This is a genomic window from Microbacterium testaceum, assembly GCF_001476285.1.
Classification (GTDB): Bacteria; Actinomycetota; Actinomycetes; order Actinomycetales; family Microbacteriaceae; genus Microbacterium; species Microbacterium testaceum_B.
This window is the reverse complement of the sequence record NZ_LDRU01000071.1, coordinates 23,080-44,195: the sequence shown is the minus strand read 5'-3', so window position 1 is coordinate 44,195 and position 21,116 is coordinate 23,080. Positions and strand designations below refer to the sequence as shown.

13 protein-coding genes are annotated in these 21,116 nt (G+C 72.4%); 5 read left to right on the top strand and 8 right to left on the bottom strand.

The genetic code is table 11. The features are described 5' to 3' along the window. Window positions 1-104 precede the first annotated feature (104 nt). Window positions 105-1,352 carry an MFS transporter gene (locus tag NS283_RS12555; protein ID WP_058597204.1) on the bottom strand — a complete coding sequence of 416 codons (1,248 nt, stop codon included), beginning with the start codon at window positions 1,350-1,352 and terminating at the stop codon, window positions 105-107. Window positions 1,353-1,580: 228 nt separating this feature from the next. Here NS283_RS12555 and NS283_RS18720 point away from each other — a divergent pair, with 228 nt between their 5' ends. Genes NS283_RS18720 through NS283_RS12540 form a run of 3 tightly spaced genes read left to right on the top strand, consistent with a single transcriptional unit; the run spans window position 1,581 to window position 9,985 of the window. Beyond that, window positions 1,581-4,421: a hypothetical protein gene (locus NS283_RS18720; protein ID WP_153003363.1), complete on the top strand. Its 2,841-nt coding sequence runs from the start codon at window positions 1,581-1,583 to the stop codon at window positions 4,419-4,421. After that, window positions 4,418-5,683: an ABC transporter substrate-binding protein gene (locus NS283_RS18715; RefSeq protein WP_058597202.1), complete on the top strand. Its 1,266-nt coding sequence runs from the start codon at window positions 4,418-4,420 to the stop codon at window positions 5,681-5,683. Before NS283_RS18720 ends, NS283_RS18715 begins: the two co-directional genes overlap by 4 nt. A gap of 18 nt (window positions 5,684-5,701) precedes the next feature. Further along, window positions 5,702-9,985 carry an FtsK/SpoIIIE domain-containing protein gene (locus NS283_RS12540; RefSeq protein ID WP_058597201.1) on the top strand — a complete coding sequence of 1,428 codons (4,284 nt, stop codon included), beginning with the start codon at window positions 5,702-5,704 and terminating at the stop codon, window positions 9,983-9,985. Window positions 9,986-10,100: 115 nt separating this feature from the next. Here the strand turns inward: NS283_RS12540 and NS283_RS12535 are convergent, their stop codons facing one another. From NS283_RS12535 to NS283_RS12520, 4 genes are all read right to left on the bottom strand, one after another. Continuing rightward, window positions 10,101-12,059 (bottom strand): serine/threonine-protein kinase, encoded by a 1,959-nt coding sequence (locus NS283_RS12535; RefSeq protein WP_058597200.1) that lies wholly within the window; start codon window positions 12,057-12,059, stop codon window positions 10,101-10,103. Window positions 12,060-12,205: 146 nt separating this feature from the next. Continuing rightward, a complete protein-coding gene (locus tag NS283_RS12530; RefSeq protein WP_058597199.1) occupies window positions 12,206-12,535 on the bottom strand; it encodes a thiamine-binding protein in 330 nt (109 codons plus the stop codon). 10 nt (window positions 12,536-12,545) lie between these two features. Further along, window positions 12,546-13,850 carry a DUF2029 domain-containing protein gene (locus NS283_RS12525; RefSeq protein WP_058597198.1) on the bottom strand — a complete coding sequence of 435 codons (1,305 nt, stop codon included), beginning with the start codon at window positions 13,848-13,850 and terminating at the stop codon, window positions 12,546-12,548. Window positions 13,851-13,925: 75 nt separating this feature from the next. Beyond that, window positions 13,926-14,783: an ADP-dependent NAD(P)H-hydrate dehydratase gene (locus NS283_RS12520; protein ID WP_058597197.1), complete on the bottom strand. Its 858-nt coding sequence runs from the start codon at window positions 14,781-14,783 to the stop codon at window positions 13,926-13,928. A 29-nt stretch (window positions 14,784-14,812) separates the two neighbouring features. Between NS283_RS12520 and NS283_RS12515 the strand changes: the two genes are divergently transcribed. After that, window positions 14,813-15,871: an NADH:flavin oxidoreductase/NADH oxidase gene (locus NS283_RS12515; protein WP_058597196.1), complete on the top strand. Its 1,059-nt coding sequence runs from the start codon at window positions 14,813-14,815 to the stop codon at window positions 15,869-15,871. 117 nt (window positions 15,872-15,988) lie between these two features. On the opposite strand, the gene NS283_RS12510 is transcribed toward NS283_RS12515, so the two are convergent. Beyond that, a complete protein-coding gene (locus tag NS283_RS12510) occupies window positions 15,989-17,044 on the bottom strand; it encodes a hemolysin family protein (RefSeq protein WP_058597195.1) in 1,056 nt (351 codons plus the stop codon). Further along, window positions 17,041-18,384, bottom strand: coding sequence for a hemolysin family protein (locus tag NS283_RS12505; protein WP_058597194.1), 1,344 nt, complete (start codon window positions 18,382-18,384; stop codon window positions 17,041-17,043). The genes NS283_RS12510 and NS283_RS12505 overlap by 4 nt, the downstream gene beginning before the upstream one ends. 155 nt (window positions 18,385-18,539) lie before the next feature. On the opposite strand from NS283_RS12505, the gene NS283_RS12500 reads away from it, so the two are divergent. Continuing rightward, the gene (locus tag NS283_RS12500; protein WP_058597193.1) at window positions 18,540-19,568 is read left to right on the top strand and encodes a glycoside hydrolase family 76 protein; all 1,029 of its coding nucleotides are present in this window, start codon (window positions 18,540-18,542) and stop codon (window positions 19,566-19,568) included. A gap of 6 nt (window positions 19,569-19,574) precedes the next feature. Here the strand turns inward: NS283_RS12500 and NS283_RS12495 are convergent, their stop codons facing one another. Then, on the bottom strand, window positions 19,575-21,029 hold the full coding sequence (locus NS283_RS12495) for a GuaB1 family IMP dehydrogenase-related protein (RefSeq protein WP_058597192.1): 1,455 nt from the start codon (window positions 21,027-21,029) through the stop codon (window positions 19,575-19,577). Window positions 21,030-21,116: the final 87 nt, after the last annotated feature.

The following is a 21,116-nucleotide window of genomic DNA, read 5'->3' as shown; positions in this document are numbered from 1 at the left end:
CGATGTCCTGAGACATCACAGGCGGGAGCTTAACGGCGTGTCTTGGACACTCGACATTCGTGCGGGCGCCGGGGCGCGGTGCGCCGCGGCGGGCACCGCCGAGGTCAGCCCTGCGTCGGGATCGAGCCGGTGATCGCGGTGGTCGCGGCCTCGGCCGCCGGCATCCGGTGCTCGGGGTGACGACCCGAGCGGTCCTCGACGCGGTACGACACGATGGCGACGATGAGCCCGCCGAGGGCGAGCACCGCCCCCACCCACGCGGGAGCGACGAGTCCGAGACCGGCGGCGATCGCGAGACCGCCGAGGAAGGCCCCCAGGCTGTTTCCGATGTTCAACGCGGAGTGGTTCAGCGCGGCGGCGATGGACTGGTTGTCTTCGGCGACATCCATCAGCCGGGTCTGGATGCCGGGACTCAGGGCGGCACCGCAGAACGCGACGAGGAAGGCGAACAGCACGAGCGTGACGATCCACCCGGCGGTCAGTGCCAGTCCGACGGACGCCGCGCCGAGCGCGACGAGGCCGACGAAGAGCCAGAACCGCAGGTCTTTGTCGGCGAGTGCCCCGCCGACGACGTTGCCGACCGTCATGCCGACGCCGACGAGCACGAGGACGAGCGACACCGCCCACTCGGGCTGCCCGGCCACCTCGGTGATCATGGGGGCGATGTAGCTGTACATCGCGAAGAAGCCGCCGAAGCCGACGGCGCCGATGCCGAGCGCGAACCAGACCTGTCCGATGCGGAAGACGCGCAGCTCGTCGCGCAGTCGTCGTCCCGGTGCGCCGGGGTGCTTCGGGACGAAGAGGGCGATGCAGATCGTGGCGAGCACGAAGATGCCGGTGACGACCGCGAACGCGGCGCGCCAGCCGACCTGCTGGCCCAGGAGCGTGCCGAGCGGGACACCGACCACGTTGGCGATCGTGAGACCGGTGAGGACGAAGGCGACACCCTTCGCGCGGTTACCGGGACCGAGGGCGTCGGCGGCGACGAGGGCACCGATACCGAAGTAGGCGCCGTGCGGGAGGCCCGCGAGGAATCGTGACGCGGCGACGAGCTCGAACGTCGGGGCGATGACGGTGAGGAGCGTGAAGAACGCCAGGGCGGCCGCGAGCACGATCATCACCCGGTGCCGCGGGAACCGCGCGACGGATCCGGCGATCGTGGGGGCGCCGACGACGACGCCGAGCGCGTAGAGCGACACGAGCCAGCCGGCCTGGGCGATCGCGTCGTCGGGCGACGCGGCCCACACGGTGGGCACCAGTTCGCGGGCGATGTTGGGCAGGAGGCCCATCACCACGAACTCGGTCATGCCGATGCCGAAGCTGCCGATGGCGAGAGAAAGGAGCGCCCGCATCGCCGCACCTCTCGAGGTCGTCGAAGAGGTCACCCGACGATGGTAGTCGGCGGGAGAACGCCTGTCGAATCGTTTCGAGGCGAGGAGCCGCCGCCCGCGCGAACGTCGGATGCCGACGAACGACGGTGGGGTCAGATGTCAAGCTCGACCCCCGAATCTGGCGATGTCAGCGGGAGCGACTACGATCGACGGCGGCTGCCGGACGGTGTTCAAGGGGGACGGATGTCAGTGGGGAAATCTGTAAAGGGTCGAGGCGCGCTCCCGCGCGTCATCGCGGCGATGGTCGCTGTCGGCGCGCTCGTCACGGTGACCGCGTGCACGAACGGTGAGGCGCAGATCACGGCCACCCGACTGCTGCAGTCCGTCGCCGTCGGGGTCACCACCGACGCCGCCATCCAGAGCGTGCAGTCCACGACGATCGCCATCGGCAACTCCCCCTCGGAGACGACCAGCGAGACGGCCTCGTTCACCCCCGCCGACGTCGCGAACGACATCCCCGTGCGCATCCGCACCTCGTACCGCACCGCTGACTCGAGCGGCACCGACCTGGGCGACCTCAAGGGTTACTCGGGCCGCGTCGAGATCGACGTGACGGTCGAGAACCTCACCGTGAAGCCCCAGGAGCTCACGTACGACGCCGCGGGTCAGTCGCGCACGCGCGAAGCGCTCGTGGGCGCGCCCCTGACGATCGCCGCGTCGACCGTCCTCGGCGGCGTGGCCCCCAGCCGCGTGGTCATCGACTCCGACACCGACTCCGCCGTGACCAACGGCGTGCTGAGCCGCTCCGACGACGGCGACGCCGTGGTGCAGTGGGCGTCGCTGCTCGCCCCGCCCTCCGGTCGCGCCAGCAGCACCCTCACCCTCGTCGCCGACGTCGACGACTTCTCGGTGCCCGCGTTCGACATCGCGGTGCAGCCGGGGATCTCGACCGATCCGTCGATCGGCGGTGTCCTCGACGCGGCATTCAACGACGACCCCACGTCGCAGCTCGCGCTCCAGCGCCGCACCATCGAGGTCGTCGCGGCGGTGAACGAGGTGCTCGGCCGAGCCGGGACGACGATCACCGAGGTGCGCACGAACCTCGAGAGCACGGCCGACACCCTCGGTGTACGCACGGCACGAGAGCTCGCCGACAGCACCACCTCGCTCGGAACGTCGATGCGCGGTCTCACCGCGCAGCTCACGGGTCTGCAGTCCGACCTCTCGACGACGGTGAACAGCACCAACTCGGCGGTCCTCCAGCAGCTCGGCAGCGCCCTCTCGGCCGTCGACGGCATGCTCGGCGACACCAGCGCACCGCCGCCCCCGTCGATCCCGAGCGGCAGCGGATGCTCGGCGACGTCGACGATCCCGGGCGAAGCCAACACGATCTACGGCAACATCCAGCGCCTCGCGGTCGAGCTCGACAACTACGCCTCCGCCGCCGACGAATGCAAGGGCGAGGTGCAGAACGCGCTGCGCTCGACCATCGGCCCCGACGCTCCCAGCGCCGACACCTGCCAGACCCCGTCGACGACGTGCGCCCTGTTCAGCGCTCAGGGCGAGGTGAACGCCACGCTCGCCCAGCTGGTGGTCGACGGTCGAGAGCTCGTCGACTCTCTCAAGCCCGAGCTCATGTCGTCGGTCGTGACGCAGTTCGACCAGACCTCGCAGGCCGTCGAAGCCGTTCAGGCCGCGACGAAGAAGGTCACCGACGGCCTCCCCGACGGCTCCGTCCCGCAGTCGCTGGGCGAGGTCAGCACGGCACTCGACACGCTGTCGGGTTCGCTCGGATCGCTCAACTCCGCACTGTCGCAGGTCAACCAGATCTCTCGCGACGCCCAGGCGGAGTTGGGAAACCCGGATGTGCGCGGCTCGATCCGGGAACAGGCGGACCGCCTGGCGGACGAGATCTGCACGCTGGCCCCGGACGATGACTGGACTCCTCCCGGCGGCGGCAACGAGCCCACGCCGAAGCCCACCTCGACCTCCGGAACGGGCGGCGACGACGAGGGAAGCGGCGACTCCGACGCGAAGAGCTCCTCCTCCCCCGTGGTCATCGGCGGCCCGACGCTCGCCGAGGTCGACCGTCTGCGCTCCTTCCTCACCTCCGAGGGATGCGAGGGAGACCAGCTCTCGACCCCGTGGGGCTACTCGGCGCCGCTCCTCGACCGCCTGAAGGCCGACACCGCCGCGTGGATCAGCGTCGATGAGAAGACGCAGCCCTCCGGCGACCTCGGCACCGCCATCGCGGGACTGCTCGACCAGACCTCGAAGGTCCGCGACGCGGTCAACCGCATCAGCTCCTCCGCGTGGAACGGCAACGAGAACCTCACCGCTCTGGTGACCTCGCTGACCGACTCGACGAAGGCCCTCGCCGACCAGCGCACCGAGCTCGACCAGCGCATCAACGCCCTCGAGAAGCAGCAGGACGGCCTCGGCCCGAGCATCGAGCGGGCATTCGCCGACGCCGACGCCGAGGCGGCCGCGAAGGTCTCGGCCCTCATCGAGGAGCAGGTGCGCGTCATCTCCGCCCGCGGGAAGACGGACGCCGCCACCATCGGCGCCATGTTCGACCGTTCCGTGTCGGGTCTGACCTCGACCTCGACCGACATCGCGCAGAGCGGCAAAGAGACCGTCGAGTCGCAGCGCGACGACCTCACGGCCGCCGGCGAGGCGATCTCGCAGAGCGTCTCCGCGCAGACCCTGTCGTCGCTGTCGTCGATCTCGTCGAGCATCGGCGCCGCCACCCGCGACACGGACGGCGCGTCCTCGCTCCTGCAGGCCGACCTGAACAAGGTCCTCCTCGACCTGGGCGACCGTCAGGTCAACGGCTCGGGACTCCTGGGATCGATGGTCACCAGCGCCGCGAAGGTCGACACCGCCGACGTCCAGCTCGCCCTGGCCTCGCAGCAGGCGCAGGGGTACGCCAACGTGCGCTCCGAAGACGTCGCGGGCATCCTGCTCCAGCAGGCGCAGACGCAGGCTTCGCTGGAGGCCGGAGCGAAGCTGCCGCCGTTCCACATCGAGGCTCCCGCGGGCGCCGCGACGCAGACGGTGTACACCTTCCGGATCGGAGACGGCAAGTGAAGCGTCGCACCGTGGCCCTGATCGCCGGGGCCGCCGCCGTGGTCCTCGTCGCCGCCGGCGTCACCACCTGGTCGCTCACGCGCCCCACCGAGGCCCAGGCGGTCGGCTCGATCCCCGTCGCCATCTCGGCGCCGGTCCCCGATGACCTGACGATCGGCGTGATCGTCTCGCTCTCCTCCGCCCCCGGCGAAGGCGCGGAGTGGAAGGATGCCGCGAACGGCGCGGTCGTGGCCGCCCGCCGCCTGGCTCTCGGCGGTCACGACATCACGGTCCGCGCGGTGGACGACAAGGGCACCGCCGATGGCGCGCGCGCCGCCGCACAGGAGCTCGTCGACGACGGAGCCGCCGGCATCGTCGTCGCCACGAGCGGGTCGCACGTCACCGGTGCGGTCGAGGTCGCCCGCTCGGCCGGCGTCCCCGCCGTCCTTCCGTACGTCACCGACGGCTCGCTCGCGGGCGACGGCGTCTGGCTGACCGGCCCCACGAGCGACGCGATCGGCGCGGCTCTTCCCGCGGCGCTGAAGGGCGCCTCGTCGGTCCTTCTCGTGGACGCCGGGTACGGCACGCCCGCGGGCCTCTCCCCCGCCGCCATCGTGCCGTTCGCAGCCGGCGGCGACGCCGCGGCCTTCCGTGCCGCCGTCGCCGCGGCCCGTGGATCGCGCCCCCTCGACGCGGTCCTCATCAACGGGCCCGCCTCGACGCAGGCGAGCGTCGTACAGCTCCTCCAGAGCGACGACGCCGATCTCCCGATCGTCGTCACGCCCGAGGCCACGTCGCCGGCGTTCTCCGAGGCGCTCGTGTCCGCGGGCGGCACCCTCTCGACCGACCTGACCACGGTCGGCGCGGGCTGGAGCGACACCGTCGCCCTCTCGTCCGACGCCGACGGCCGAGCCATGTCCGCCTTCCTCGCGGGCGTGCGCGTCGTGGCCGACGACTCCTCGGCGACGACACTCTTCGAGGACCGCTCGTTCGCCTCCGTCGCCGGCCTCGCCGACTCGCGCAGCCACGACGCCACCATCCTGCTCGCGCTCGCTGCGGCATCCGCCGGCAGCACGCAGCCCTCCGCGGTGGCCTCGGCACTCGGCACGCTGTCGGCCGGGGCGGCCGACGGCATCGCCGGTCCGCAGCTCGACGGCACGAAGCCCACCGCCCTGGTGCCCGGAATCGTTCCCCTGTACTCGGCGGATCAGAATCTGGGCCTGCGCCCCCTGTCGGCCGACACCACCGCACCGCTGGTGTGGTTCGCCGGACAGCCCGACTGACATCTCCCGGAGGCTCCGATGCGTCTGCTGATCGCGATCGACGAAGACGAGCAGGTGGTCGACCTCGCCCGTCACCGCAGCCAGGCGACGCTGGGCGAGTTGATCGCGGCGGCGACCGGACACGATGTCGCCCCCGACACCCTCGTCGCGGTCGACGCGGAGCGGCACCCCGCCTCGACGGCGTTGAGCGAGGTGCTGCTGCTCGAGGGCACGCGCATCGCCCTCTCGGCGTCGCCCCGACCGAAGCCCGCGACGGACTGGACGGCGACCCTGTCCGGCGGCCTGGAGGCCGGACCGGTCGTGGACGTGCCGCGCGGGCGGGCACTGATCGCGGGACGCTCCCCTCAGGCCGACCTCAGGCTCCCCACCACGAGCGCCTCGTGGGAGCACTTCTCGGCCGCGCGCGACGACGACGGGCTCCGCGTCGACGACCGCGGATCGACGAACGGCACCCTCGTCGACGGCACCGCCGCCGCCGAGGACGGCACGGTCGTCGAGAGTCCCGCCGTCATCACCGCGGGAGGCACGACCGTGCTCCTGCGCCCCTCGATCGATGAGACCCCCGCCCCCGAGCCCGGTTCGCTGCACAACATCACCCCGGCCGCGACCGCGCCCTTCAACCGTCCGCCGCGGCCCGGTCGGCCCCCTGAGCCCGACCCGATCACCCCGCCGAGCCGCAAGGACGTCCCCCCGGCCTCCAAGTTCAGCATCATCACGGTCGCGGCCCCGCTGGTGCTCGCGTTCGCGATGGTCCTCATGCTCGGCGACGCGAGGTACGCCCTGTTCGCCGCCCTCAGCCCCGTCCTGGGTGTCGGCGTCTGGTTCGAGCAGAAGCGCCGCCACACGAAGAACGTGAAAGAAGAGGACGAGCGGTTCACGCAGGCCCTGCAGACCCTGCGTGACGACATCGCCTCGGCCGGGCAGGCCGAGAAGGCCCGGAGAATGGATGCCATCCCCGACCCGGCCACGACCCTCCGGCGCGCGGCGATCCCCGCGACCACGCTGTGGCAGCGCCGCGCGGGCTCGCCCGACCTGCTCGCGCTGCACGCCGGGATCGGCGATGTCCCGTGGCGCCCCGCGATCGACGAGCGTTCCGGCGCCCGCCTCGAGGACGAGGTCCGCGAGATCCTCGACACCGCCGCCATCCCCGCCGCGCCCGTCGAGATCGACCTCACCGCGGGCGGGGTCGTCGGAATCGTCGGCGACCGCGACGGGGCTCTCGCGCTGGCCCGGAGCCTCGTCATCCAGGCGGGCATCCATGTCGGCCCGGCCGATCTGACCCTCGGGGTCTTCTGCGATGCCGGCCGTTCTCCCGACTGGGCGTGGGCCGGATGGCTCCCCCACACGCGCCGACAGGGCACGGGCACCCAGGAACGCTGGATGTCCGACAACCGCGAACGCAGCACGGATCTGCTGCGTGGTCTGCGCGACGGCATCCACGACATCCCCACGGCAGCCGTTCTGCTGGTGCTGGACTCCGACGTCCTCACCGAGGGGCGCAACGCCCCCGCGCGCGAGCTGCTCGGCCACGGACGCCCCGACGGCGCGACCACACTCTCGCGCGACCGACAGGGCGTGCAGGTCTCGGGGATCGTCCTCGCGTCGTCCGAAGAGCAGCTCCCCGCCGCGTGCACCGTCGTGGTGCGGGTGGCGCCGGATGCCGCGGCCACCGTCACCCGCCCCGGTGACCTCGTGACGGTCGACGACGTCATCCTCGCGGGTATCGACGTCGACACCGCCGCGGCGGGAGCCCGCGACGTCGCCCGCTTCGACGATCCCGAGCTCGTCGTCCCGGGCGCGGCGCTGCCCGGCCTCGTGCGTCTCCCGCCGCTCCTCGGCCTGGACGAGGTGACGGCGGACGCGGTCCGCGAGCTGTGGGCCAACGCCCGCGGTATCACGGCCCCGATCGGGACGGGCGAGGGCGGCACGATGGAGCTCGACCTCGTGCACGACGGCCCGCACGGCCTCGTCGGCGGCACGACCGGCTCGGGCAAGAGCGAGTTCCTCCGCTCGCTCGTCGCGGGGCTCGCCCTGCGCAACGACCCCACCCGCCTGAGCTTCATCCTCATCGACTTCAAGGGCGGCGCGGCCTTCGCTGCGTGCGAGCGGCTCCCGCACACGATCGGCACGATCAGCAACCTCGACGAGCAGCTGGCCGACCGCGCCCTCCGCTCCCTCGAGGCCGAGATGCGGCGGCGTCAGCGCATCTTCGCCGCGGCGGGCGAGGGCGTCGACAACCTCGACGCCTACCTCGCGACGAAGCCCGCCGAGCCCATGCCGCGGCTGCTGCTCGTCGTCGACGAGTTCGCGATGCTCGCCAAGGACTTCCCCGACGTGCTGTCGTCGCTCGTGAGCGTCGCCGCCGTCGGCCGTACGCTCGGCGTCCACATGATCCTCGCCACCCAGCGCCCCGCGGGTGTCGTCAACGACGACATCCTCGCGAACACGAACCTCCGGGTCGCTCTGCGCGTGCAGAGCCGCGACGACTCGAACAACGTGATCGGTGTCCCGGCGGCAGCCGCGATCGGTCGCGCCCAGCGCGGTCGCGCGTACATCAAGCGCGGACAGGACGACATCGCGCCCGTGCAGACCGCGCTGGTCACCGGCGCCTCGGAGCGCGCCGTCGTCGAGGCCGTCGAGCTGCAGCCGGTGACGTTCTCGGGGATCGCTCCCGCGTCCAAGACGACGGTGGTCGACGACTCGACGACCGACCTCGACGTCGTGATCGACGCCATCCGCGCGGCGGCCGACGAGGCTGGGATCGCCGCTCCGCGGCCGGTGTGGCCCGAGGCGCTGGGCGCGCGTGTGCCGCTGGTCGGGTTCGGAGACGACGCCCCGACGCCGGGTGTCCCCGCGGTCGGCGGCGTGCAGGGTGCGGAGGTGTTCTTCGCTCTCGCCGATGAGCCGGACAGCCAGCGGCAGGTCGCCGCGGGGTGGAACCTGTCGCGGGGCAACCTGCTCGCGGTCGGCATCCCCGGCAGCGGCACCAGCACGGCCCTGTCGTCGATCGCCCTGGCCCTCGCGGCCGAGTCGCACCCCGACGACCTCGACATCCTCGTGCTCGACGCCGGTGCCCGCGACCTCGCGCCGCTCGCCGACCTTCCCCACACCGTCGCCTACGTGGGTGCCGGGGGCGGTGCGCGCGAGCAGCAGGCGCGATTCCTGCGCCACCTCCGCACCGACCTCGAGCGGCGCCGCGCCGACGAGGGACAGCGTCGCCGCGCGATCGTGCTGATCGACGGGCTGGCGGCCCTGCGCGACGAGTTCCAGGACCACGAGGGCCAGCAGCTCCTCGACGGTCTCTACCGCGCGTACGCCGACGGCCCCGAGCTCGGTCTGCATTTCGCCGTGTCGACGACCCGTGCCAAGGCGGTCCCCTCGGCGATCGACGAGGTCACCACCCAGAAATGGATGTTCCGCCTCGCCGACCCCTACGACTACACCTCCGCGGGCCTGCGCCCCAAGGACGCCCCGGCGTCGGTCCCGGGTCGCTGCGTGCTCGCGGAATCGGCCCGGCAGGCGCACGTCGCCACTCCCGCCGACGGGCTGGCCGGCGCCGTGGCCCGCGTGAAAGAGACGTACGCCGGCGCCGCGGCGAAGGCTCCGGTGGTGGGCCGGCTTCCCGAGCAGGTCGGGATCGCCGACCTCGGGGTCGCGGCCGACCTCCGGCAGGAGCCGTGGCGTATCCCCATCGGCGTCGCCGAATCCGACCTCGCCCCGGCGTTCCTCGAGGTCTACGAGGGCGAGCACGTCCTCGTCGCCGGACCCGCCCGCTCCGGCAAGTCGACGCTGCTCCTCGCGATCGCGCAGTCCGTGCGGATGACTCCGGATGCCACCGCCCCGGTGACCGTGTGGGGTGTCTGCGGTCGCCGCTCACCACTGGCCACGGCCGACCTCGACCGCGTCGTCGTCGGCTCCGACGAGATCCCCGCGCTCGTGGCATCCGTACGTCTCGAGAAGGGGCCGGTCGTGATCCTGGTCGACGACGCCGAGTCGTTCGAGGATTCCGACCAGTCGCTCGCGGGGCTGCTCACGATGTCGCAGCCGCACGTGCTGATCATCGCGGCGGGACGCTCCGCCGACCTCCGCGCGCAGTACTCCGGCTGGACGAAGACCCTGCGCAAGTCGCGCTGCGGGGTCCTGCTGCAGCCCGACGTCGACTACGACGGCGATCTGCTGGGCGTCACGCTCCCCCGCCGCGCCCCCGTCGCCGTCACGACCGGCCGCGGGTATGCGTGCGTCGCGGGCGCGGCCCGCTTCGTCCAGGCGGCGGGGCCGTCGGTCGCCGTCCCCGCGGGCTGAGCGGAACGCCCGCTCCGCACGCGGCTTGGCGCGCCTCCGAGCGTCTTCGCGCGAGACTGAGCGCCTCCGCGCCACTCCGCGCGCCTCAGCGCCACTCTGCGCGTGCCCGCGCGCCTCAGCGCGTCGTGATGCCGAACGGCGGGCTCACGAGGTCGGTGAAGTTGCCGACCCGAGCGCGCACCGTGCAGTCGGGAGCGACCGACAGCGCCGTCACCACGAGCCCGTCCGATGAGACGGTCAGGGCGCCGGCGCATCCGTCGCTGAAACGCACCCCGCTGGTCCCCCCGGCGACGGCGTCGAGCATCGCACTCGGCTCCCCCACCGACGGGCTCGTGAACAGGGGGTTCACCGGATCCGGGCCGCTGGGCCAGACGGGGAGCAGCGTCACGGGCAGGGCCGTCCCGCCGACGGTGCGAGAGGGCGTCGTCACCTGAACGCTGCGCAGCCGCTGCACGGGATACGCGGCCCCCGACACCTCGGAGTCCGAGATCGCCTTCGTCGTGGCCGCCGCGGCCGCCTTCAGCCACGCATCGACGGCCTCCTGACCGTTCAGCGCGATCGAGACCTGGGCGGTGACGGTGACCGAGTCCTGCGTCGGGACGGTGAGGCCGTCCACGCTCCACCCGCAGGGCACCGAGATGCCGGTGACGCTCGCCTGGTTGCGATCGACCGTGGCGTCCGCCCACGTGACGGCGGGACACGCGTCCGATTCCGCCGCCCCGGGCAGCACCTCGAGGAACGGCCCGCCGAGGGGAGCATTCTGCGCGCCGTACTCGATCGTGACGGTCGCCAGCTTCTTCTCCGGGTCGTAGCTGACCGAGCGGCTCACGCTCAACCCGGTCGGCAGGGCCCGGTCCTGCTGGCTGGAGGTCACGACGGGTCCGGCTGCCGCCGGTGCGGACTCCCCCGCGGGAGGGCGGAACACGAAGAACGCCGCGACCGCGGCCACGGCGACCACCGCGGCTCCCGCGATCCAGAGGGCGCGGCCGCGCGGCATCCGGGTCCACAGCGAGGTCTTCGCCTCGGGCTCTGCCTCGACCGGCCTGGGCGCCTCGCGACGCGGCATCGGTCGGAGGACCGTCGCCTGGGTCGCCGCACCGAGCTCGGGTGCCGGCTCGTCCGACGACACCGCGACCGGTTCGGGAGCCGTCGGGGCGACGCCCCGGAGCACGGTCGCCGGTCTCTCCGCCTCGACGAAACCCTCGGGAGCGGCGGCCGGCGTGAGAGCCGCGAGCTCCGCGATCGACGCTCTCAGACGCCGAAGGCTCGCCGCGGCCTCGGTCGCCGACGGGCGCTCCGCCGGCGCCTTCGCGAGAAGGCGGGCGAGAACACGCCAGAGGTCGTCGGGCACGTCGAGGCGGGGCACTTCGGCGCTGACGTGCCGATACGCGACGGTGAAGTCGGTTCCCGGACCGGCGAACGGCGTCCGACCCGAGAGGAGTTCGTAGAGCAGGATGCCGGTGGCGTAGACGTCGCTCGGAGGCCCGGCCTCGCCGAGGGTGACGAGCTCGGGCGACATGTACTCGGGCGTGCCGATGACGGCGGTCGTCGAGCGGCGGCGCTCGTCGAGCACGCGCGCGATGCCGAAGTCGACGACACGGACGGCAGCCCCGGGGTCGTCGCCCTCTCGCGCGTCACGATCGAGGAGGACGTTGTCGGGCTTGATGTCGCGGTGGACCGTGCCCACCGCGTGCGCGGCGGCGAGCGCGTCGAGCACGGCCGCGGTGAGGGCGACGGCTTCGGCGGGCGGCAGGGTACCGCGCTCGTCGAGGGCCTGACGCAGGCTCCCGCCCTCGACCAGGTCCATGACGATCGCGAGGCGCTCGCCCTCGACGACGAGGTCGCGCACCGCGACGACGTGCGGGTCGCGCAGGCGGGTGAGCACGGTGCGCTCGCGGATGAAACGCTCGACGAGGTCGGCATCCTGTGCGTGTTCCCGGCGGAGCACCTTGGCGGCACGCAGCGTCTCGTCGCGCACGTCGCGCACGCGCCACACCTCGCCCGCGGCGCCGGATCCGATCCGATCGACGAAACGGTACGAGGCGCCCAGCGCCTCACCGATCTCCGGTTCCACCCGTTCCCCCCGCTCTCCCTGTCTCAATTTATCCGGCCGCGCGCTTCGATCCTGACGCTTGCGCGACGCGTGATCCCGCCGCTTGCGCGACGCGCGACGGCGCGGCAAGGGACCTCGGAGCGGATGCCGGCCGGGTCAGCGCGGACTCACTCCGATGCGGCGTCGTCGATCGCGCGCTCGAGGCGCTCGATCTTGCCGTCGATCTCGCCCGTGCGGCCGGGTCGGATGTCGGCCTTGAGCACGAGCGACACGCGCGAGCCGTACGGCAGGACCGCCTCGGTGGCACGCCTGACGACGTCGAACACCTCGTCCCACTCGCCCTCGATCTCGGTGAACATCGAGGTGGTGCGGTGGGCGAGCCCCGAGGAGCGCACGACGGCGACCGCGGCGGCCACGGCGTCGTGCACCGACCCATCGGGGTTCTCGGCAGAGAGGCTGCCCGTTCCGGACGGGGCGACGGAGAAGGCGACGAGCATGGTGTCGAGGTTAGTCGGCCGTCGCAGCGATCGCCGTCGTACGGCGGCCCGTCACGAACTCGCGCAGGTCGCCGGGGCGGGCGACGCGCCCGACGGGCACCCGCACCACGCGCACGATCGCCCACACCATGAGCACGATCGCGAGCACGTTGCGCGCCTCGAGCAGGAAGACCGGGAAGGGAGCGGGGTGCGTGGCCATGAGGCCGTCGTAGACCATCGGGTACATCCACTGCGTCAGCCCGGCGATCACGAGGGTGAGCGCCGCGAGACCGTACCACCGGCGGCGATCGATCATCAGCCCGAGGATCACGGGCGCGAACACCCACACGTAGTACTGCGGCGAGCCGACCTTGTTGAGCGCGATGAAGGCCGTCACGAGGGCCAGCGAGAGCGGTGGGAACAGGGTCACGAAGGTCGCGCCCGCCCAGAGCTTGCGCGCACCAACGACCGCGACACCGGCAATGACGAGGAGCATCAGCGGGGTCATGATCGCGATGACCGGCTCGACGCCGGGACCGGTCACCTGGAACGTGAGCACCCCGCCGTCGTAGTAGACCTCCGAGCCGGGCACGTAGAAGGAAGCGAGGATCATGTAGAGACCCCCGACGGGCGCTTCCATCTGGATCCCGCGCGAGGTCTGGTCGCCCACGAACCCGAGCACGAACGGCGCACCGCCCAGCGCCACCACGGGAATGACCGTGGCCAGCGACACCGCGACAGCGCCCCAGACGAGCGAGAGCCGGCGTCGCACCACGATGAGTCCCGCCGCGAGGATCGCCGCGGGCCACACCTTCATCCACACCGCGATCGACAGGAGGACGGATGCCACGAACGGCCGCCGCACGAGCCAGATGCTGCCGAGGATCGCGAACGGCACCGTGATCCCGTCGATGCGGTAGAGACCGACCGGCCCGATGAGCAGGATCGCGGCGAGCCAGAACCACGCGGCCACGACCCGGCCGGTCGAGCGACCCTTGCCGACGAGGATGACGAAGGCGACGAGGTTCGCCAGCGACACGGTGAGCGCCCACGCCGGGGTGTAGCCGATCGCCCACGCGAACACCCACGCGAAGGTCATGGGCACGAAGGCGAGCTGCGGGTAGATCCACTTCTCGGTGATGCCGGGCCATTCCCACGTCGTGGACCGCGTGCAGGAGGTCACGTCGATGCCCCCGAACAGCGCGCAGCGCGACCAGGGTTCGTAGACCAGGTACACGTCGCCCATGGGTTCGTTCGGCTGCTGGTAGCCGAGGACCGCCACGGTGACGTGCACGGCGACGAACGCGATCAACAGGGGAACGACACGCCTCAGCACCGCCTCATCCTAAGCGGGAGACCCTCGACGGCCCGGACGGGCAGCCGCGCTCGGCCGGTGTGGACGCGGCAACCGTTACGCGATCGAGTCCGACAGCACCTCCGCGATCACCCGCGGCAACGCCTCCGCCACGTCGAGCGCGGTGATCGGCCCGCCCGCTCCCCCGTGGATCCCGGATGCCGCCCGCCCGGCCGTCCCGTGCAGCCACGCCGCGGTCGCCGCACACGCCGCGAGATCCTCCAGACCGACGCGATCCTCCGCGACCGCCCCCGCCGTCACGGCGCCCAGGACTCCCGCGAGCACGTCACCGGTCCCCGCGGTCGCGAGCCAGGGCGTGCCCGCCCGCACCCGACGGGTCCACCCGTCCGCCGTCGCGACGATCGTCGTCGCGCCCTTCAGGAGCACCACTCCCCCGAACGCCGCGGCGGTCTCGCGAGCCGCGTCCTCGCGTGCGTCGTCGTCCGTGGCATCCATCGACGGCAGCCCCAGGTCGGAGCGGAGACGATCGAGTTCCCGCGCGTGCGGCGTCACGATGACGGGGGCGCTGGCCCCGACGACGAGATCGAGCGCGCCCGCGTCGACGACGACGGGCAGGTCGCCCTTCAGAAGGCCGCGCAGCGCCGCCGTCTCGGCCGCGTCACGCTCGGCGGCATCCGTTCCCGATCCGATCACCCACGCCTGCACGCGCCCGTCGGCGGTCACCGTCTCGGGTCGACGCTGCAGCACGAGATCCTGCGCGCGCTCGGGGCCGAGGTAACGCACCATGCCCGTGCCGGTGCGCCACGCGGCCTCGACGCCGAGCATGGCCGCGCCGGGGTAGCGGGTAGAGCCGGCGCGAAGGCCTACCACCCCGCGGGAATACTTGTCGTCGCGAGCCGTTGGTCTCCGCAGGGCGCGGGAGCAGTCCTCCCCGGTCCATTCCTTCGCCGTCATGGCGCCACCATAGAACGCAGAGGTCCGACGTGAGCACCCTCTTCACACCCCTGTCCGTCCGCGGTATCGAGACGCGCAACCGCCTGTGGGTGTCGCCCATGTGTCAGTACAGCGCGACCGAGGGGATGCCGAACGACTGGCACCACGTCCACCTCGCCCAGTTCGCGGCCGGGGGTGCGGGCCTCGTCATCGCCGAAGCGACCGCCGTCTCCCCGGAGGGGCGCATCTCGCCCGACGACGTCGGCCTCTGGAACGACGCGCAGGCCGAGGCGTGGGCCCCGATCGTCGCGGCGATCCGTGCGCGCGGTTCGGTCGCGGGCGTGCAGCTCGGCCACGCGGGGCGCAAGGCCTCGACCACATCGCCGCTCACCGGAGGCCGCGGCAGCGTCTCGCCCGCCCACGGCGGCTGGACGACCGTCGCTCCCTCGGCGCTCGCGTACGACTCGTTCGCCGAGCCGGTCGCGCTGGACGTGGAGGGCATCGAGAAGGTCGTCACCGATTTCGCGGATGCCGCCCGCCGGGCCGTCGCGGCCGGCTTCGAGGTCGTCGAGATCCACGCCGCCCACGGCTACCTCCTGCACCAGTTCCTCTCGCCGCTCACGAACCACCGCGACGACGCCTACGGCGGCTCTTTCGAGAACCGCGTGCGCCTCGTCGTGCGCGTGACCGAGGCCGTGCGCGCCGCCGCCCCCGACGTGGCCGTGTTCGTCCGGTTCTCGGCGACCGACGCCGCCGAGGGAGGCTGGGACGTGGCCGACACCGTCGCCGCGTCGCGGCTGGTCGCCGAGGCGGGCGCCGATCTCATCGACGTCTCGAGCGGCGGGCTCGTGCCGCATCAGCACATCGTCCCCGGGCCGGGATACCAGGTCGACTACGCGGCGACCGTCCGCCGCGAGACGGGACTGCTCGTCGCCGCCGTCGGCATGATCGACGACCCGACCTTCGGCGAGCAGATCCTTGCCGACGGCCGCGCCGACGCGATCCTGTCCGCCCGCGAATGGCTCCGCGACCCGCACTACGCGCTGCGCGCCGCGGCCACCCTCGGCGACCCCGTTCCCGCGCCCGCGCAGTACCTCCGCGCCTACTGAGCCGCAGGCGGGCGCGCGGCGAACCCCGCGCGAACCGCGCGGCATCACGCGAACCGCCCGGCGGTGAGAACACCGGATGCCGCGAGGCCTGGGCCCCGTGGCATCCGGTGCTCTGCGTCAGGCGAAGCGGCGGCGCGCGGTGGCGTCCTGCACCTCGCCGACCAGCTCTTCGATGACGTCCTCGAGGAAGAGCACCGCGCGCACGTCGCCGGCCTCGTCGCGCACCTGCGCGAGGTGACGACCCGAGCGGCGCATGAGCGCGAGGGCGTCCTCGAGGTCGGTCGTCTCGAGCACCGACACCATGTGATGGATCCGCTTGCTCGGGATGGGGCGCGCCATGTCGGCATCCGACCCGTCCGCCGCGCGGAGCACGTCCTTGAGGTGCACGTAGCCCGTGGGATGGCCGGCCTCGTCGACGATCACGTACCGCGAGTAGCCGTGCTGGGCGACCGCGCGCTCGATCTCGCCCGGCGTGGTCCGCTCCGGCAGCGTGACGAGCGCGGCCATCGGCACAGCGATGTCGGCGGCCTTCTTCTCGGTGAACTCCACGACCGCCGTGACCGTACCCGCGGCGTCGTCGAGCACGCCCTCGCGCCGCGACTGGTTCACGATGGTGGCGACCTCATCGAGGGTGAAGGTGGATGCCGCCTCATCCTTCGGCTCGACACGGAACAGTCGCAGCACGTGGTTGGCGGTCCAGTTCAGCGCGACGATGATCGGGTGGAACGCCTTCGACACCGCGACGAGCGGCGGGGCGAGCATGAGCACAGCCCGGTCGGGCAGCGAGAACGCCAGGTTCTTCGGAACCATCTCGCCGAACACGACGTGCAGGTACGACACCAGCAGCAGGGCGACGACGAAGCCGACCACGCCGACGGCCGCCTCGGACAACCCGGTGAGACCCAGCGGACCCTCGAGCAGGTGGTGGATCGCCGGCTCCGAGACGTTCAGGATCAGCAGCGAGCAGATCGTGATGCCGAGCTGGCACGTGGCCAGCATGAGCGTCGCGTGCTCCATCGCGTAGAGGGCCGTCTTCGCCGCACGCGAGCCACGCTCCGCGAGCGGCTCGACCTGTGAGCGACGGGCCGAGATGACGGCGAACTCCGCGCCGACGAAGAAGGCGTTGGCGACGAGGAGGACGACCAACCAGGCGATTCCAGCCCAATCGCTCATCGCTGATCACCGCCCTTCGCGGCGCGCACGAGGTCGTCGATGTTCTCCTCCACCGGGTTTGCCGTGTACTGGACGCGATCGACACGACGGCCGTCCATGCGGTTCACGGTCAGGACACCGTCCTCGATGTCGACGGTGTCCCCCACCGCGGGGATCCGTTCCAGGGTCGCCATGATGAAGCCGCCCACGGTGTCGTAGGCGTCGCCCTCGGGCACGCGGACGCCCGCGCGGTCGAGCGCCTCGTCGGGACGCAGGTCGCCGGGGAAGGTCAGCGAGACGGCCGTCCGCACCACACCGGCGCGCGAGCGGTCGTGCTCGTCGAGCACCTCGCCGACGATCTCCTCGACGAGATCCTCGAGCGTCACGATCCCCGCGGTCCCGCCGTACTCGTCGACGACGATCGCCATCTGGTAGCCGCGCGAGCGCAGCTCCGACACGAGGGCGTCGAGGTGCACCGTCTCGGGAACGCGGAGCGGTTCGGTGGCGAGGGCCGCCACCGGCACCTCGCCGCGCTTCTCGCGGGGCACCCCGATCGCGGCCTTGAGGTGCACGACGCCGACGATGTCGTCCATCGACTCGCCGTACACGGGGAAGCGGCTGTGCCCGGTCCGTCGGGCGAGCTGCACGACGTCGTCGGTGGGGTCGCCCGCGGCGAGCGCGTGAACGCTCGGGCGGGGAGTCATGACGTCGGCCGCGCTGAGGCGCGCGAACGTCAGGCTGCGATCCAGCAGCGAGGCGGTGTCCTTCTCGAGCATGCCGGCGCTCGCCGATCGCTTGACGAGGCTCGACAGCTCCTCGGCCGACCGGGCTCCCGACAACTCCTCTTTGGGCTCCACGCCCATGGCACGCAGCACGCCGTTGGCGCTGCCGTTGAGCACGACGATCGCGGGCTTGAAGACGGCGGTGAAGGCGACCTGGAACGGGATCACGAGCTTCGCCGTCTGCCGCGGGATGGCGAGCGCGAAGTTCTTCGGCACCAGTTCGCCCAGGATCATCGACAGCACGGTCGCGAAACCGACGCCGATGACGGCCGCGACCGAGACGGTCACCGCCTCGGGCAGTCCCCACGACGCGAACACGGGGCGCAGCAGGTTCGAGATCGCCGGTTCCATCGTGTAACCGGTGAGAAGGGTCGTCAGCGTGATGCCCAGCTGCGCGCTCGACAGGTGCGTCGAGGTGATGCGCAGCGCATCGATCGTGAGCGACAGTCGGGACTCGCCGGCTTCGCGGCGGGCTTCGAGGTCGGCGCGGTCGAGGTTGACCAGCGCGAACTCGCTCGCGACGAAGAGTCCGGTTCCCACGGTGAGGAGCAGCCCCACGCCCAGCATGACGTAATCCATCAGGCATCACCCCCGCTCGAGCGGTCGGCGGGAGAGGGTCGTTGGGGCCTGGGTCTACAACTGGGAGGGTCGTCCATCGTGCCGACGATTCTAGGGCAGCGCCACGCCCCTCGCGGCCGGTCCGACCGGATCCGTGCCGCGGGCAGGATGGAGGAATGGATGCCACCTCCCCGGCGCAGGCGCGCGCGATGTCCGCCGAGGCCGCCGTCGTCCGCCGTTTCGTCCACCGCCTCGGTCCGGTGGCGTGGGCGCACGCTGCGGCGCCCGGGGTCGCGGGGGCGCGCACGTGGCACTACTGGTGGCACGCGCACCTCCTGCACGCGTTCAGCGACGCGCAGGAGCACCGCCCCGATCCGCGGCGGGCGCGGCTGCAGCGCGAGCTGCACCGCGGCGTCACCCTCCGCACGCTCGGTCGCTGGACGACGCCGTTCTACGACGACGTTGCGTGGATGACCCTCGCACTGCAACGCTACGACCTCGGGGATCGGCGGATCGAGCGGCTCGTCCGCCGACTCGCCGACGCGATCGACCCCGCCGTGGGGGCGCTGCCGTGGGCGGTGGGCAGCAGCCTGTACAACGCGCCCGCCAACTCCCCCGCGGCGATCGCCCTGGCGTGGACCGCGCGACGCGGGGTGGCGGTCGACCTCGACGCGTGGGTCGCGGCGACCCTCGACGACGCCGGGACGGGACTCGTCCGCGACGGCGTCGAGCACGGCGCCGTCCGGCCCGAGCTGTGGACGTACAACCAGGGGGTGGCGATCGGCTCGGCTCTCGCGCTCGCGGAAACGGCGCCCGACGCCGATTCGCGCGACGCGCACCTCTCTCGCGCGGCGGGCCTCGTCGATGCGGTCGAGCGCTGGTGTGCCCCGGACGACGGCCTCTTCCCCGCGGCCGGGGGTGGCGACGGCGGTCTCTTCGCCGGCATCCTCGCCCGCTACCTCGCCGAGGCGGCCGCGTCGTTCTCCGACGGCCCCACGGACGACGAGCAGCGCGCGGTGGCCGAGAGCGCGCGACGCCTGGTGCGCGTCAACGCCGAGGCGCTGTGGGAGGGCCGTCGCGGCGACCTGTTCCCCGCAGATCCGCGTCAGGCGGCACGCGCCGACGGCGACGACCTCGACCTCTCGGTGCAGCTCGGGGCGTGGATCACGCTCGAGGCCGACGTCGCGGCATCCGTCACCGGCTGACGGACGTCACCAGCTGACGGGGAGCGCCTTACCCTCTTCGTAACCGGCGGCCGACTGGAGGCCGACGCGCGCACGCTCGTGGAACTCCGCCACCGTGGCCGCACCCGCGTACGTGAACGACGAGCGCACGCCCGAGGTGATCATGTCGAGCAGGTCTTCCAGCCCCGGACGCTGCGGGTCGAGGTAGATGCGCGACGACGAGATGCCCTCGGCGAAGAGCTCTTTGCGGGCGCGTTCGAACGGGTCGAGCCGGCCGAAGCGCCCCTGCACGGCCTTCGTCGAGGCCATGCCCCACGATTCCTTGTAGATGCGGCCGCCCTCGTCGGTGCGCAGGCGCCCCGGGGACTCGATCGTCCCCGCGAACCACGAGCCGATCATCACGGATGCCGCGCCCGCCGCGAGCGCGAGGGCGACGTCGCGGGGGTAGCGCACCCCGCCGTCCGCCCACACGTGCGCGCCGACGCCGCGCGCCGCCTCGGCCGTCTCGAGGACGGCCGAGAACTGCGGGCGACCGACGGCGGTCATCATGCGGGTCGTGCACATCGCGCCCGGACCGACACCGACCTTGAGGATCGACGCGCCGGCGTCGGTGAGGTCGCGCACGCCCTCGGCGGTGACGACGTTGCCCGCGGCGATCGGGATGCCGAGATCCAGCGCCGCGACCTCGCGGAGCGCGCGCAGCATCTGCGCCTGGTGTCCGTGCGCCGTGTCGACGACGAGCACGTCGACCCCGGCCGCGGCGAGCGCGCGGGCTTTCGCCGCGACGTCGCCGTTGACGCCGACGGCCGCGGCGACGATCAGGCGCCCCTCGGCGTCGACGGCAGGGCGGTACACCGAGTCGCGCAGCGCGCTGCGCGCGGAGAGCGTGCCGACGATCCGGTCGCCGTCGACCACCGCGACGATGTCGGCCTCCCCCACGAGCGCGAACACCTCGCGGGGGTCGCCGACCTGCGTCACCTCGACCAGCGGCGCGTCGGTGCGGGCGATGTCGCCGAGGGTGGCATCCGGGAGCGCCGTCGCCAGGCGCGGGGCGGGAACGATGCCGCGGAAGTCCGAGACGCCGATGACGCCGTCGTCACGCGTGTCGGCCACGACGATCCCGCGCCCCGGCACCGGCGGCAGCACGAGACGGGCGTCGGCGACCGTGGCCGAGGGCGGGAGGACGAGCGGAGCATCCCACGCCACGGGCTGCGCCTTGACCCAGCCGACCGCGTCCACGAGCTCGGGAAGCGGCAGGTCCTGCGGCAGGACGCCGAGCCCGCCCCGGCGCGCCAGCGTCGCCGCCAGCCGCGTCCCGGTGACCGAGTTCATGTTGGCCGACACGAGCGGCAGGGTCGCCCCGCTCCCGTCCCCCGGAGCGAGATCGACGTCCAGGCGGCTGCGTACCTCGGAATGCCGCGGGACGAGGAAGACGTCCGAGTAGGTCAGATCGACATCGGGCTGAGCACCGGAGAACTCCATGGCATCCACCTCACCACATCAGGGGAATGTAAAGACCCGGAAGCCGTCCAGATTCCTCGGCTAGGGTTGAGAGAGTGCGTGACGGTG